This is a genomic window from Sphingomonas sp. BLCC-B65, assembly GCF_028550675.1.
GTDB lineage: Bacteria > Actinomycetota > Actinomycetes > Actinomycetales > Microbacteriaceae > Microbacterium.
In genome coordinates this window covers 1,343,417-1,358,432 of the sequence record NZ_JAQQGL010000001.1, presented here as the reverse complement: position 1 = coordinate 1,358,432, position 15,016 = coordinate 1,343,417, and the positions used below count along the sequence as shown (strand labels likewise).

Sequence of the window (15,016 nt, the reverse complement as noted above, 5' to 3'; positions counted from 1 at the left end):
CAGTCTATTGATCCGCGTCGGCGGCAGCTGTGCCGCTGCGGGGAAGCAGCAGGGTCGCCTTCGTACCGTGTCCGGGCAGCGACACGATCATGACCTCCCCGCCGTTTCGTCGTGCGAGCATCCGGGCGATGGGCAGGCCCAGACCCGTCCCCGGGGTCGCACGGACCTCGGCCTGCTCGCCGCGGTAGAACGGGTCGAAGACCTGGGCGAGGGCGTCGGGCCCGATGCCCGGACCGGTGTCGCTGACGGTGAACATCACGTCGGCGGCGACACCCGAGATCTCGACACGGACGGCGCCGCCGGCCGGTGTGAACTTGACGGCGTTGGACAGCAGGTTGCCCAGTGCGCGCGCGGCGTCGTCGCGGTCGGCGAAGACCGCCATCTCCTCGGCGGTGTCGATGTCGACCTCGATGGAGCGCGCAGTGGCACTGCCGGTGTGGTGCGCGACGACCTCGTGCACCAGGTCGGATGCCGCGATCTCGAGCGGTCGCGGTCGTTCGGCCTGGGTGCGGCTGAAGGCGAGGAGGTCGTCGAGCATGCCGGCCAACCGTCCGGTGTTGCGATGGATCGCGTCGACCCACGCACCGGCCTCGGCAGGCAGTTCGGCGTCGGAGAGCAGTTCGCTGTAACCGGCGATGATCGTGATGGGCGTGCGCAGCTCATGGCTGGTCGTGGAGAGGAAGTCCTGCCGCTGCCGTTCGAGGTCGTAGCGCACCTGGACGGTGGCGGCGGTGGCACGCGCGGCTTCGGCGCTCTGCTCCGCGGAGTCGACCGCCGTGCGGGCGTTGCGCAGCGACTCGTTGCGTTCGGTGGTCGTCAGAACCGTGAAGATCGCGAGCGCGGCGACGAAGGCCGCGACCGTGATGGCGCGCTCGGTGGGGTCGATGCGGGCCGGGTCGAACACGCCCATGCTCAGCCGGCTGAACAGCATCGTCGTCAGTGCGACGACGAGGGCCTGGATCTGGGCGAACAACGGCGGAAAACGCAGGGATGCCCACGCCAACGGCACGAAGACGAGGAATGCGAGCGGCAGCGGGCTGAGCGGCCCGATGCCCGCCGCGATGACGATGAGCATCACGAGGATCTGCGCCGCCGACTCGCCCGGACGAGAAGGCGGCTGTGGCTGCCCCTCGAAGAGCGCGAGAGGAACGATCAGCAGTACGGCCGACAGGTGGGACGCGCAGGTGATGATCGCCGAAGCGAGGGGTTCGCCCTCGACGAGGGTGATGTTGATGAGCGCGATGAGCAGGGCGAAGACCACGGCGGAGACCGCGGACAGGGCGACGAACTGCACCGCGTCGGTGGTTGTGCGCAGGCGTGCGTCTCGGCCCCCGCGCAGCAGCAGCCAGCCCAGCATCGCCGCTTCGATCGCGTTCGCCAGTCCGTACAGACCGCTGAGCTCGGCGGGTCGCCCCGCCACGAAGTTGCCGGCGGTCGTCGCGACGAGCACGACGCACACCGACACCGCGCGGCGATGCGGCGGCGCGCGCAGGACGAGCACGGCCGAGACGCCGGCCGCGGGCCACCACAGGGCTACCGGCACGCCGGGAACGGCGAAGCCGACCGCCACGATCGACAGCACGAAGATGAGCACTGCTCCGCCCAGCCAGAAGCCCAGGGTGCGCCACGCAGCTGTGGGGCGATCGACGGGGCGATCCACCCCGGAGGCTGTCATACGAGTACGCTAATGGCATTCGGGGGAAATCTAGACAGGCTAGTTATCGAGGGGCTGAGTCGGTGGAGGACGCACCCATGGCGAACGTGCTCGTTGTCGATGACGACGCCGACGTCGCTGAACTGGTGCGCACGGTCTTGAGCATCGCCGGTCATGAGGTCACCGTCGCCACCGACGGCGAGCACGGAATCGCCGCGGCATCGGCAGCGCACCCCGATCTCATCGTTCTCGACTGGATGATGCCGGGGATGACGGGCATCGAGGTCTGTCGCACGCTGCGGCAGGATTCGTCGTTCGATGCCACCCGCATCATCATGCTCACGGCCAAATCGGCGCCGTCCGACATCGATGCGGCGCGCGGAGCGGGTGCCGACGACTACGTCGTGAAGCCCTTCGCGCCGCGCGAGCTGCGTCGCCGCGTCGCCGAGCTGCTCGCCTCGTGACTGCGGCCGGCTCAGCCGGCGATGTCGATGAGGCGTGAGCCCGCCCAGAGGGTGAGCACGGTGCCCGATGCGCTGCTGCTCGCGTCCAGTGCGAGTGGCCCGGCGGCATCGGCGGCGTCGAGCGTCGTGCATCCGAGATCGCTCGCTCCGGTCGCGTCGCTCGAGTGGGCGGTGATGCGGATGCCGCTGCACGCGGCATCCGTCTGCGCGATGTAGACGGTGTCTGCGCTGACGGCGACGGCACGTGCGGTCTGAGCGAGACGCGTCCAGTTCTGCCCGTCCAGGCGGTAGGCGGCGTCGTCGCAGACGATCGCGGTGGTGCTGCCGGCCGAGCGCAGGCCCCAGGGTGTCGCGCAGGGGGCGGCGATGCGTGTGCCGTCGACGATGACGGCGCGCTCGCCGGGAAGTACGTAGGTGTCGACGGCGAAGATGTCGGGATAGGGCTCCCAGAACCGGCCGTCGGTGTAGGTGCGCAGCGTATTCAGGGTGCAGTTCGCGCCGAGCGCGGCGACGGCGGTGGCGTTGCGCCCACCGAACGAGGTGAGGCTGAGCACCTGGACGGCGCCCTTCGCCGTGGGGGTGACGCTCTGCCACGTGGCGCCGTTATCGCCGGAGCGTTCGACGACGGGGGCCGCGCCGCCGCACGCTCCCGCGGTGGCGCGCCACATCGCGTCGGCGCCGACGGACAGGAACCGCTCGGCCGCACCGGGCGCGCCGGCAGGGGTGGGGGAAGCGGATGCCGTGGGTGTCGCCGTCGCTGTCGGGGTGCGGACGGCGTAGGTGAAGGTGGGCGCCGGTCCGACGGTGGCGTCGACGTCGCCGGGGCCGCGGCCCTGCCGGAGCGCGGCGACGCTGAGCCCGACGGCCGCGACGGTGAGCGCGATCAGTCCGATCGCGATGAGCGTCGCGCCGCCGCGGCTCTTGGCGAAGCTGCGCGGGCGGGGCACGACTCAGCTCTCCCTGTCGGCCTCACGCGCGTCGCGGCGGGAGTCGAACCCGAGCTCGTCGAGCGTGGGGGCGGCGGGCACGCTGGCCAGCGGCGTGGTGCGTCCGCGGCGCTTGGCCCCCTTGCGCTCGGCCTTGGAGGTCTTGGCCGGGGTCTCGCGGTAGCCGTACCCGTATCCGTATCCGTACCCGTAGGCGGAGTAGTAGGAGTCGGGCCCGCGGGTGGGGACCATCGACATCACGAAGCCGGCGAGCTTGGCGCCGACGGTGTTGAGGGCTTCGGTGGCCCCCTGGAGCTGGTGCTTGGTTGTGCGGCCGGCCGAGATGATCAGCAGCGCGCCGCTGGTGACGCGCGCGAGGATGGCGGCGTCGGTGACGGGCAGCAGGGGCGGTGCGTCGCAGAGCACGACGTCGAAGTCCTTCTCGAGCATCTCGAGCAGCGTGTTCATCTGGCGGGAGCCGAGCAGCTCGCTGGGGTTCGGCGGGATCTTGCCGGCGGGGAGCACGTAGAGGCTGCGCCCGCCCCAGGGGAGCATGACCTCCCCGACCTTCGCGCGACCGATGAGCACGTCGGTGAGACCGGCCCCGCCTTCCATGCCGAGGTACTCGGCGACCTTGGGCTTGCGAAGGTCGGTGTCGAGCAGGGCGACGCGCTTGCCGGCGTCGGCGAGGGCGATGGCGAGGTTGATCGTGGTGGTCGACTTGCCCTCGCTGGGGATCGAGCTGGTGATGACGAAGCTGGATCGGCCGCCCATGTCGAGGAACTGCAGGTTGGTGCGCAGCGCCCGGAACGACTCGGCCCGGGGGCTGAGCGGATCGGCGTGGACGATGAGCGGGCGCTCCTTGGCCTTCGTGTCGTAGGCGATCGCGCCGATGCCGGGCGAGCCGGTGATCTGCTCGGCCTCGCGGGGCGTGCGCACCCGGTTGTCGAGGGTGGTGCGCAGCACCGCGACGCCGATGCCGAGGGCCAGGCCGACGAGAACACCGAGGGCGAGGTTCAGCGGCACGTTGGGACTCGACGGCTTCAGCGCGGGCTGCGCGTCGCTGACGCGGCTGAGGCGGATGGCGCTGGCCCCGCTGTTGCTCTCGGGCTCGAGCTGCGGCACCGCGGAGGCGAGGCTCGCCGCGATCGCGTTGGCGATCTTGGCCGCCTGCACGGCGTCGGGGTCGGAGACCGTGATGGTGATGAGCGTGGAGTTGAGAGCGGCCGACGCCTTGACGTCTTTCGCGAGATCTTCGGCGGTGCGGGCGAGGCCGAGGTCGGCGATCACCGGGTTCAGCACGACGGGCGTCGTGGTGAGTCCCACGTAGGTGTTGATGCGCGCCTGGGCGAACGACGATCCCTGCTGCAGCTCCTGGGCCGTGTTGCCCGACTGCGTGGAGACGAAGACCGTGCTCGCGGACTCGTAGATCGGGGTCCTCGTGAGGGAGTAGCCCGCTGCCGCGCCGAGTCCCAGCAGGGTCAGCACAACGATCACGAGCCAGTTCTTGCGGAGGATGCGGATGTAGTCGCTGAGCTCCATGGTGCCTCTCGAAGACGCGCTGCCAGCCAGGAGGGGGGTTGCAAGGCCGGGACGATCGGACTCAGTCTGCCATAGCGGATGTTTCGGGCCGGTGTCCGGGCGGCAACACGTGCGTGTGCAGCCTGCACAGGTCGTCGTCGCCGTCGGTGCCGCCGTGTGGATCGGTCATCATCACCCCACATCGCTCAGCGGCTCAGCAGCTCAGCAGCTCAGCAGCTCAGCGGCTCAGCAGCTCAGCGCGTAGCGGGCACCCCCACCGATGCGGGGCGTGCGATCGGCGTCGATCCACGGCGGCGGGATGAACCACACCCGCGCGGCCACTCCGACGCCGTCAACGCTGAGCTCCCACCCGTCGCTGTGGATGCGATGGTGGCAGCCGGTGCACAGCAGCACGCCGTTGTCGAGGTCGGTGGGCCCGGCATCCCGGTTCCACCAGGCGATGTGGTGCCCGTGAGTCCACGCCGGCGGAGCCCCGCAGAACGCGCAGCCGCCGTCGCGTTCGGCGAGGGCGAGCTTCTGTGCGGGTGAGAACAGGCGACGCGTGCGACCCCAGTCGAGAATCTCGCTGTCGCCGCCGAGAACGCACGGAATGACCTGCAGGTCGGCGGCGAGCCGGCGCACTTCCACGGCGGGCAGCGATGCGTCGAACCCGTCGATGCGCGCGACGCCGCACCCCGACTCGAGCTGGTCGAGCGTCATCCGCACGACGACGGTGGTCGTCGCGACCGTGGGGACCTGCTCGCAGCCGAGGGCGTGCGCGCACAGTTCGTGCAGGGCGTCGGCTCTCATCTGCGGCACCGTGCGCTCGTCGCGAAGAGCGCCTGCCTCGGGGTCGTCGCCGCCCCCGCCCCCGTGCCCATGCCCGTGCTCGTGCCGCGGGGCGTGCTCGTTGTTCTGCAGCACGCGGGTGACCATCGCGTCGAGCACCGTCTTGATCGGCGCGGCGGTGGCCACGTCGAATACCCCGGTGAGGTGGAGCATGCCGTCTCGCTCCTGCATCCGCAGCGCGCGGGCCGACCGATGCTCCTCGTGCGCGGCGGCGAGCCCGTCGGGGTCGAGTTCGGCCTCCGCGTGCGCCAGCAGCCGGGTCAGCTCGTCGGCCCGCAGTCCGGGTGCCCGCTGGCAGAGGTCACGCTCGGCGGCATCCCTGCGCGCGGAATCGACGCGGAGCGACAGCTTGTCGAGCAGAGTGATGATCGCCGACGCCGCCGTCATCGACAGAGCGCCCGCCGCCACAGCCGCCGCCACGTGCGGGTGCGCGGCGGGTCGCGACTCGCCGCTGATACTGGTGCGCGGCGCCGTGCTCTCGCCCACCTGCACGAGTCTGATCGCTTCGCCCACGCTCGCGCCGGTGGTGGCTTGGATCAGCGCGACGGGGGAGCGGAAGCCCTGCTTCTTGGCGAGGGAGTCGCCCCCGAGCTGCGGCCGCGACTGACGGGAGATCTCGGCTGCGACGGGCGCGAACGCGGCGTCGACCTGGCGCATGAGCACGCCGAAAGCGCGATTCACCTCGACGAGCGCGCTCGGTGACAGCGCGGCCGGCGCCTGTGCACCGCCCGCCGCCGCGAGCGCGTCGAGCGCTTCGGCGATGCCATCGAGCCTGTTCTCCATGACTTCGACATTAGAACATACCTACGACACTCGTCGGAGTTGTCGACAGAGGTCGCGGCGTTTCGACTCGCTGCGCTCGCTCAACGACCGGCAGCACCCTCCCACCACTCCCGGTCGTTGAGTGAGCGCGAAGCGCGAGTCGAAACGCCGACCGCGTCGAGGTCAGCCGAAGGCGATCCGTACGACGCGTTCGACGGCGACGAGCCCCGGCTCGAGCTCGACTGCGGAGCGTTCGTACGTGGCCGCCGAGCGTCCGTAGGGGTCGATGACGTCGTCGTCCTCGGGGGATGCCGGGGGCAGCGTGATCCCGCGCCGCCCGGCGATCGCGCCCAGCGCGGCGGCGAAGCGCTCCCGCGGGGGTGCGCCCTGCCCGGCGGTCGCTGCGGCCGTCCGCAGGTCGTCGTCGCTCAGATCGGCGGCGAGGCGGGCGAACTCGCGCGCCGTGAAGGCCTGTCGCATGCGCGAGGGGTCGAGCTCGACGACTTCGCGGCGGTGGTCGCGAGCCATGGCGAGCACGAGATCGGCGGTGCGCACGTGCACCGGGGTGAGGTAGCGGGCGCCGTGGGCGGCCACGAGCGCCGGGTCGACGCCGCGGGCGAGGGCGAGGTCTGCGGCTTCGGGAGTCATCGGCATCCCGTCGCGCGCGCGAGCGCCGGCGCTGGAGACGCGCACCGGAAGATCGACGAGGCGGGTGGCCAGCAGCTGCGCGGCCAGGGGGGAGCGGCAGATGTTGCCGGTGCACACGGTGAGGATCTCGAGCACGCTGACTTCCGGTGTCGATAGAGCGGGGGAGGGAGTGTGTGGCTCGCCACGCGACCGGTAGTTTGGCCACGTGCCCGATCAGCTTAGCGACCCCGGTTCGTCCGCCCTCGAGGCGTCGACGCCTGCACGCCGGTCGCCGAGCGAGCGCGGCGCGTCGGAACTGCCCCGCGACACCTCCGCACCCGGGCGCCGTCGTCGCAAGCGCACCGACTGGCGTCTGGGCGGCACGGCGGTGCGCAGGTGGGACCTCTCCGTGCTGTCGGCTGCGCTCATCGGGGTGGGTCTCGGCGTGGTCGGCGGCGGCGCGGTGAGCCGTATCGCCGCGCCGTGGGCGGCGACCGCCTCGACCGTGGTGCTGTGGATCGGTCTCGGTGCCGCCGTCGCGTTCGCGTTCGCGCGGTCACGGCCGGCCGGGCTGCTGCGGTTTCGGCCGATCGATGTGCTGTGGGGCGTCGGGCTAGGGCTCGGCCTGCGTCTGCTGCAGGGTTGGGTGAGCGGTGCGGATGCCGCGGCCTTCCCCTCCGCGATGGCGCTCGACGGCGGCCTGCCCGCGGGGTGGTGGCTGACGGAGGCGATTCCGGCAGGGCTGGTCGCGCCGCTGGTCGAGGAGTTCTTCTTCCGCACGGTCGTTCTGATCGCGGTGTATCAGTTGCTGCGGCGGAGCGTCGGTGGGGTGGCGGCCGGGGTGACGGCGGCGCTGGTGTCGGCGGGCGGGTTCGTGCTGCTGCACGCGACGGCCGGGGCGTTGACGCTGGTCGACGGCATCCAACTCTTCGCGGTCGGGGGCACGTGCGCGCTCGTGGTTCTGCTCACGGGCCGCATCTGGGGGGCCGTGCTGACGCACGTGGTCTACAACGTGTCGTATCTGGTGCTCGTCGTCGTCGGAACGTGGGGTGCCGTCGCGCCCGCGGCGCCGTCGCTCGGATGACGATTGCGCACGCGACACCAAGTTTTCACCAAAAGGATGATGAGAGCCCTCTCATCGTGCTCATAGGCTCGGGTGTCACCGGGAGTCATCAGACCGTCACGCGTCACACACCTGACACATTCGGCTGATAATCTCCCGACAGCCGGGGGGCCGAAACCGAGATCTAGGAGGAAGCCGAAGTGTCGACCGATATTCAGGTCGATGCGACGACGGAGTCGCCTCACGACTCGACAGCACCCCGCGCGGACAGCGGCTCCATCACTGCTCCGGCCGGTGCGTCGACTCAGGCCACCAGCACCATGCGTCCCGCTGCCCCACCCTTCAACGATTGGCGTCGCCGCTTTCAGCGCCGGCTCATCGTCAGCGATTTCCTCGTGCTGACGTGGGCAGTCTTCGGCGCCCAGATCGCGTGGTTCGGGTTCGGCAATGCGCAGATCGCCATGCGCGACGACTCCCGCATCACCGACTTCTCTTATTGGGCGTTCTCCGTGATCCTCGTTGTGTTGTGGATGGGCGCGCTGTCGTGGAGTGACTCACGCAGCTACCGCGTCATCGGCATCGGCACGAGCGAATACGTGCGCATCGCCGTCTCGAGCTTCCGCCTCTTCGGTGTGATCGCGATCGTCGCGTTCCTGACGCGCATCGATGTCGCCCGAGGTTTCCTGCTGCTCAGCCTGCCGGTCGGTGTCGCCGTGCTCCTCTGGACGCGGTGGCTCTGGCGACAGTGGCTGCTGTCGAAGCGCCGTCACGGGCAGTGGTCGGCACGGTTGCTTCTCGTCGGGTCGGAGTCTTCCGTGGCTCAGATCGCACGAGAACTGCAGCGCTCGCCGCGGTCGGGGTACGTCGTCGTCGGGGCCTGCGTGCCGCACGGCAAGATCGCCGACGTCATCGAGGGCACCAACGTGCCGGTGATGGGAAGCGTCAACGCGGTGCCGTCGGCGATGCAGGCGGTCAACGCCGACACCGTCGCCATCACGAGCACCGATGAGCTTCCGGCCGACAAGGTCAAGGAGATATCCTGGGGTCTAGAGGCGGGGCGCCAGCATCTGGTGCTCGCGCCGAGCATCATCGACATCGCGGGTCCGCGTCTGCACACCCGTCCTGTCGCCGGTCTCCCGCTCATCCACGTAGAGACCCCGCGGTTCACGCGCGGCCAGCTCTTCGTCAAGCGGACCTTCGACATCATCGCGGCCGCGATCTTCATCGTGCTGCTCTCGCCGGTGCTGCTGATCGTGACGATCGCGGTGTCGTGGACGAGCATCGGTCCTCTTCTTTATAAGCAGGAACGCATCGGTCGCAATGGCGAGCCATTCAAGATGCTCAAGTTCCGTTCGATGCGCGTGGGCGCCGATAAGGAACTGAAGGCGCTTCTCGAAGCGCAGGGCACGAGCGAGAAGCCGCTGTTCAAGATCAAGGACGACCCGCGCATCACTCCGGTGGGCAAGTTCATCCGCAAGTACTCACTCGACGAGCTGCCGCAACTGTTCAATGTGCTGGGCGGCTCGATGAGCCTAGTCGGCCCTCGTCCGCAGATCGCAGCGGAGGTCGCTCTCTACACGGATGCCGCGCGCCGGCGTCTGCTGGCCCGCCCGGGCCTCACCGGTCTCTGGCAGGTGAGCGGCCGTTCGAGCCTCGATTGGGAGGATGCCGTGCGCCTCGACCTCTACTACGTGGAGAACTGGTCGCTGGTCGGTGACTTGGCCATTCTCATGAAGACTGCGAAGGCTGTTGTTGCACCCGGGGAGTCGGCCCATTGACACGTCCGCTCACTCGTCTTCCCCAAGATTCAGAAACCGGGCATCCTCGGTGACACAGCTATTCATCGTCGTGCCGACTCGTGGTGAGCGCGCGACTCTCGCGCCACTCGTGGATACCCTAAGGACTGCGGTCCCTTCCGCGACTATCCTGCTCGCCGTAAACGGCGGTGCGGCGTCAACCTCGATACCGGGCGACGTTGAGGTCGTGAGTGTACCGGAGGGCTACTCTTCCAGCCGGAATGCAGCCGGAGAAATCGCCTTGCGCCGCGGTGCAGAGGCGATACTCTTCGTAGACGACGATGTCGTCACGAGCGTCCGCGACGTCGAGCGGTTCATTTCTTTCGCCCAGCACGGAGTTCGGTCCGTCTCAGGAATGAAGGTGGAGAAGAGGTTCGATACTGCATACTCGGACCTCGCGAGCCTGGTACTTCTTCCGATGAGGAGGGAGGACGAGGTCAATTCTTTGCCTGCAACATTCCTATATGTGCCCGCGGAGCTTTTCGAACGCACTCGCTTCGCAGTCGCGCTCGATCACACTGGTGCTGAAGACACAGTCTTCACTCGAGATGCGCTCGCCGATGGATACAAGTTACGACTCTGGACTGACGGCGATAGTTTCGAGTATCATCCGGCAGATCGAACGACAGCCGTTAGCCTAATCGGCAGGATGTTGGCGGCAAAGTCCGCCCAATTTGCCCACAAAAGCTCCCGGATTCGTGCCTCTGATTGGCAAGTTCGAGAAACGTGGCTAAGTATCGGTCCAACAATCTCAATGCTGGCCATCCTTTCCAGATTGAACCCGCGGGCCGCGGTGCTGGCTGTGTCCGCTTTGTCCAGAGTTATGGGTCGCTTTGGCTTCACTATTGCGAGAAAAGAGGGAAAATGGTCCTCGGTGATTCGCGTCAGGTAGTGTCTGCTGTGGCTCCCCGCAAAAGAGCCTCCTTCTTCCTCAAGATTGCTGTCCTCGCCTGGGTTGCGGAATCCTTAGCGTCGTTCCTTTTCGGCGGCACGAATGCCATCTCGCAAGCCGCTGTATGGCTCAACATCGGCGGGCTAATTCTTTCTCTCCTTTCGGGGCTGGCAGCGGCGACCCGTCGTTGGAATCTCGCTCCGCTATGGGTTGGTGCGATCCTTGGAATCACGCTGCTGCTCGTCATTGCGAATCTCGATGCGAACTCCCTGACGCTTAGGAGTATGGTGGTGACCGCGCTCACGGTTTCTGTGGCGACGACGGTCGACGCCGACTCGCTCGCCGTGTCTCACTCCGCGTCCAGATTTCTGCTACTCCTTCAATTACTCCTGTTGTGCACGCCGATGTCTTCCTTAATGTATTCAACGGTCGGAGTTCGAGACGGACAGATCGCAATCCTCTCTCTTTCTCGATTTCAGGGCATTCTTGTGAGTCCTAACACGCAGGGCTTCTTCCTAGGTGCGCTCATCGTCGTCGAATTAATTCGATGGCGGAGATCAAAGACGGCAATCTCGAGAGCGCTGCAGACTTCAGTTATAGCAGCATCCACGGTATTGCTCCTGCAAACGGGGTCAACCACCGCAATGGCGGCCACGGTCGCCGCGCTCATTTGCGTTAAAATTCGAAGAATTTGGCTCCAGTGGTCGGTGGTGGTCGCTGCAATTGTTTATGCTGCCAGTCCATACCTGATTATCTTCGCTGCGCAGGCTTCCGGCCAGCTAACGGCGGCCTTTGATCCGCAGTACGCAACTAATCGTGGCGCAGTGTGGCAAAGGGCGTCAGAACTCCTCGAGGCGTGGCAATTGTGGGGTGTGTCGGCAAGGTACTCATTCCCAGGCGAAGTTGAGAATCAGCTGGTCGAATACGGGGGCGGCCATGCGCATAATGTCATAATCCAGGTATGGCTCTGGGGGGGGCTGCCATTGGTTCTCTTTGTTCTCGGCGCAGCAGTCGTGGGCGGCGCCCGTCAAATAGGAACCAAGAATGCATCGATTGCAGTCATTGTCTTTCTTGCTCTTTCGTCGTTTGCTGAAGTGCCGATCGTTGTGTTGCCAGGTAGTGTAAATGGCCTTATAGTCGTCTTGCTCTTCTATGCAGCAAGATCTGGCGGAATGGAATTGACCGATGATAGAAGTAGTGGAACTCCGCGGCGGGTTCGCCAATCAACTTTTCCAGTGGGCCACATTTCTGAGCACCGCTCAGCATTCCAACATTCGTCTGCTTTGGGATGAGAGGTTCGTCACGCGACCGGGAATGCCTGGAAATAGGATCCTTGAGGTGGGTCTAATTCAGCCTGGCGAAGTGATCAGGCATTCCAGGTCCGCGTCACTGGGCTGGACCTTAGCTAGTCGATCCCCACGAAGGATCCGAACCTACCTCGCGGCAACTGTTCCGCCGCCGAGAGTTCCGAAGGTGTCTGGCTTGACCGAGGCGAATGTGGCTGTCAGGCGGGGTTACTTTCAAGATCCCGAAGTGTTTTTCGAATACAGAGACATTTACCGGGAGCAGATCGAACGGTCGCACATTGGCGCGACAAGGAGGGTTGTCCAAAGCAGGCTTCCACACAGATTCTCTGCGATTCATGTTCGGCGTGGTGACTATGTGGCGGTACCTCGAAACTCGATGAGATTGGGTGTTTGCTCCACGGAGTACTTTGCGTCAGCCGCTCGTCACTTGAGTTCCGAACTCCCGATTGTGGTCGTCACAGACGATCCCGAGTGGTGCCGGTCCTACCTGCTCCCCCGGCTCCCGAGAGACGCCCGGATTTTTGACGGCAGTACGGACATTGACGATTTCGCTGCACTGAGTTCAGCGAGCGAGATCGTTACATCCAATAGCACCTTCTCTTGGTGGGCGGCGTTCGGTGGGAACCCCTCCACCGTCGTAGTGCCTGAGCCATGGTTCGACGCGCCGGATGCTGGTGGTGATCGACTCAAGATGCTTGGGACCGTGGTACTCGACAAGGGAACCGGTGTTGAAGCGCGCGTATAGATCGGTTCAAGATTGAGACGCCTTCTCGAATTGGGTCTTTACGCCAGTCCGGCTGTTGTTGCGCTCGTCTCTGCGCCTGTGCTTGCGCGCTCATTGGGCGTCGACGGCCGTGGATACTACGCCGTGGCCATGGCGGTTGCCGCGTTGGCGACCACCTTCGGCGCGCTGGGACAGGCAGAGCTTCACGCCGCCGACTTCCGAGAAGGTTCTGCCAACCGATCCCTCCGAGTCATGACGGCGATCGGAGGGGCATTAGTTACGTCGGTGATCGCCTACTTCCTTCTAGTGGGATGGCTCGCCGTTCCCACCGGTGCCGCGATTGCCGCGGTCGCTCTAGTGCCGGCGGGCGTCACGGTGGGCCTGTGGCGCGCGGAATACATCGCATCCGGCCGTTTGCTGATCCCGAGCGCTGTCAATGCCGGGACGGCGTTCTTGCGCCTAGGCGTTTTGATCTTGCTTTCGTTGCTTAGTCTACTTTCGCTCTCTTCCGCGCTGTGGGCCACTCAAGGTGCGGTCGCAGCCGGCGCGCTAGTTCTCTGGTGTCTCGCAAAGCCTCTGCCTGTTCCTCCATCAATTCCTGGGTCCGCACCGTCTGAAGCGGCAGGTTGGAAAAGGCCCGCACAGATTCTGACATTCGCGGCGTTCACAGCGATACTGTTGCGCAGTGATGTGCTCGTCCTTCAGCTGACCAGTTCACCAGGACAGGTCGGCCTGTACGCTGCTGCTGTAGGTCTGTCTGAAGCCTTCTTGGCTCTCTCCGCAGGATTTAAGGCGCGGCTTCAAGCCTCGATTTACGGGGAAGGGAGCCGGAAGCGGCTAGTGCGGGAAGTGGCCATCCTTCACGCGATATTGTTGCCAATGCTGCTCGGAATCGCGGCGCTCGCCAGTCCGATAGTGGTCGTTCTTTTCGGTAGTGCCTTTGCCCCAGCCGCAGACATTCTTCGCATTCTCATGGTGGCTGCATATTTTCAAGTGCTGATGGATTGCGGTACAGGTGTTCTCGTGGTTCTTGGGAAGCGAAGAGCCCTCGTCCTAGCGAGTCTCACGGGAGCGATTGTGGCTCTGGCGACCTTGCTTCCTCTTACTACCTGGTTCGGGGCCGGCGGAGCGGCATGGTCGAGCGCAGTGGCTTACGCTAGTGTCGCGGCTGTAGCCTGGTGCACAGTCTTCAGAAGCCAGGGATCTGGCGCTAGCAGGTCCATTTGACACTTCGTTGGAGTGCTGTCATAAGGCAGCGGCGCCTCCGCCCGGCAAATCCTAGAACTGGAGCGAAGAGAATGGCGCGTTCGATCAGCGGAAACGGTAGCAGTGGCCGCTTAGCCGTCTTGCTCGTGGCCGTCTTGTTTGTTTCGGTATCGGCGCTTGGCGGCCTCGCTATCTTTGGGCAGCCGTCGACGCCGTCGGCCACGATAGCGGCTTACACGGCTGCGCCTCACCCAGAGCCCCCGCCGGTCGCCTACTTCACTGGGGATTCCGTTGTGCAAGGCTATGGCGCGGAACGCCGTTCGGACGGTTCCTTCCACGGCTTCGATAGTCAGTTGGCCACGTACTTTAACTGGAGACGCATAAATGACGGCCGTGGTGGGACTGGCTATGTCGTCGCTGGCAATGCCGAGCAAGTTGCCGGAGGAAATATGGCACTCTCGGACGTTAGGCGAATCGACCAGATTGTTAGAGCGAGACCATCAATCGTAATTGTCGCTTCCGGGCGCAACGACTACGGCGTCGACCGAGACATCCTTCGGCAGGCCGTCCAGTTCACGCTTGACTCATTAAAGAACCGGCTCCCGACTGCCGAAATATACGTTGTTGGACCATGGTTGTGGACGGCTGTGGGTTCGGAAGCAAAGTACGCAAAACAAGTGCATGAAGTTGACAACCTTATACGCCAAGAAGCAGCGGCGCGAGGGTTGGTTTTTGTGAATGGGATCGATGCGCTTGGCTCCGATGCGAACTCTATGGTCGTAGAGGATGGCTTCCACCCGACGCAGGATGGATACGATGAGATCGCTTCCGTGCTTCGGGCAGAACTCATTGATGCCGGGGTTGCCCGTTAGAGGCCCCTTGTGATCTATGGCTTCATGCGCCGAAGAGCGTCCATGTGGGCGCGAGCCTCATCTGCGTCAAACCGTTGGCGCACATGACGGGCTGGATTACCGGCGACGATCGAGAACTCCCCTACGTCGCGTGTTACCACCGAACCTGCCGCCACGATGGCGCCGTCACCGATCCGAACGCCGCCAAGGATGATCGCCCCAGCGCCTATCCACACGTCGTCGCCGATGAATACCTCGTCGGTGGGTTTCCCCTCTCGGTCTCCCACCCACGTCGAAAGTGCCATCGGGCGGCCCACTTCATCCGTCGCGTGATCATTCCTGCCAATGATTTGAACGTGTCGAGCAATCAAGCA

12 protein-coding genes and 1 pseudogene are annotated in these 15,016 nt (G+C 65.7%); 7 read left to right on the top strand and 6 right to left on the bottom strand.

The window, feature by feature from the left end:
- Window positions 1–4: 4 nt before the first annotated feature.
- Window positions 5–1,675: a sensor histidine kinase gene (locus PP359_RS06535; RefSeq protein ID WP_433720370.1), complete on the bottom strand. Its 1,671-nt coding sequence runs from the start codon at window positions 1,673–1,675 to the stop codon at window positions 5–7.
- A gap of 62 nt (window positions 1,676–1,737) precedes the next feature.
- Here PP359_RS06535 and PP359_RS06530 point away from each other — a divergent pair, with 62 nt between their 5' ends.
- Complete coding sequence (locus tag PP359_RS06530) at window positions 1,738–2,118, top strand: response regulator transcription factor (RefSeq protein ID WP_347418350.1); 381 nt, start codon at window positions 1,738–1,740, stop codon at window positions 2,116–2,118.
- Window positions 2,119–2,129: 11 nt separating this feature from the next.
- On the opposite strand, the gene PP359_RS06525 is transcribed toward PP359_RS06530, so the two are convergent.
- The 4 genes from PP359_RS06525 to PP359_RS06510 form a co-directional block, all read right to left on the bottom strand.
- Entirely contained in the window at window positions 2,130–3,065 is a 936-nt protein-coding gene (locus PP359_RS06525) for a hypothetical protein (RefSeq protein WP_112932430.1), read from the bottom strand.
- Between the two features lie 3 nt (window positions 3,066–3,068).
- Window positions 3,069–4,586: a tyrosine-protein kinase domain-containing protein gene (locus PP359_RS06520; protein WP_036289527.1), complete on the bottom strand. Its 1,518-nt coding sequence runs from the start codon at window positions 4,584–4,586 to the stop codon at window positions 3,069–3,071.
- A gap of 225 nt (window positions 4,587–4,811) precedes the next feature.
- Complete coding sequence (locus PP359_RS06515) at window positions 4,812–6,197, bottom strand: HNH endonuclease (RefSeq protein ID WP_499250152.1); 1,386 nt, start codon at window positions 6,195–6,197, stop codon at window positions 4,812–4,814.
- A gap of 162 nt (window positions 6,198–6,359) precedes the next feature.
- Window positions 6,360–6,959, bottom strand: a complete 600-nt coding sequence (locus PP359_RS06510; RefSeq protein WP_499250151.1) for an arsenate reductase/protein-tyrosine-phosphatase family protein — start codon at window positions 6,957–6,959, stop codon at window positions 6,360–6,362.
- Window positions 6,960–7,029: 70 nt separating this feature from the next.
- Between PP359_RS06510 and PP359_RS06505 the strand changes: the two genes are divergently transcribed.
- The 6 genes from PP359_RS06505 (at window position 7,030) to PP359_RS06480 (ending at window position 14,663) form a co-directional block, all read left to right on the top strand.
- Window positions 7,030–7,887, top strand: a complete 858-nt coding sequence (locus tag PP359_RS06505; protein WP_499250150.1) for a CPBP family intramembrane glutamic endopeptidase — start codon at window positions 7,030–7,032, stop codon at window positions 7,885–7,887.
- Between the two features lie 179 nt (window positions 7,888–8,066).
- Window positions 8,067–9,644 (top strand): sugar transferase, encoded by a 1,578-nt coding sequence (locus tag PP359_RS06500; RefSeq protein ID WP_499250149.1) that lies wholly within the window; start codon window positions 8,067–8,069, stop codon window positions 9,642–9,644.
- Window positions 9,645–9,693: 49 nt separating this feature from the next.
- A complete protein-coding gene (locus PP359_RS06495; RefSeq protein ID WP_499250148.1) occupies window positions 9,694–10,554 on the top strand; it encodes a hypothetical protein in 861 nt (286 codons plus the stop codon).
- On the top strand, window positions 10,554–11,846 hold the full coding sequence (locus tag PP359_RS06490) for an O-antigen ligase family protein (RefSeq protein ID WP_499250147.1): 1,293 nt from the start codon (window positions 10,554–10,556) through the stop codon (window positions 11,844–11,846). Before PP359_RS06495 ends, PP359_RS06490 begins: the two co-directional genes overlap by 1 nt.
- A complete protein-coding gene (locus PP359_RS06485; protein WP_499250146.1) occupies window positions 11,740–12,606 on the top strand; it encodes an alpha-1,2-fucosyltransferase in 867 nt (288 codons plus the stop codon). Before PP359_RS06490 ends, PP359_RS06485 begins: the two co-directional genes overlap by 107 nt.
- A gap of 1,331 nt (window positions 12,607–13,937) precedes the next feature.
- Entirely contained in the window at window positions 13,938–14,663 is a 726-nt protein-coding gene (locus PP359_RS06480) for an SGNH/GDSL hydrolase family protein (RefSeq protein WP_499250145.1), read from the top strand.
- Window positions 14,664–14,722: 59 nt separating this feature from the next.
- Here PP359_RS06480 and PP359_RS06475 read toward each other — a convergent pair.
- Window positions 14,723–14,890: pseudogene (locus PP359_RS06475) on the bottom strand (DapH/DapD/GlmU-related protein); the annotation flags it as partial.
- Window positions 14,891–15,016 lie beyond the last annotated feature (126 nt).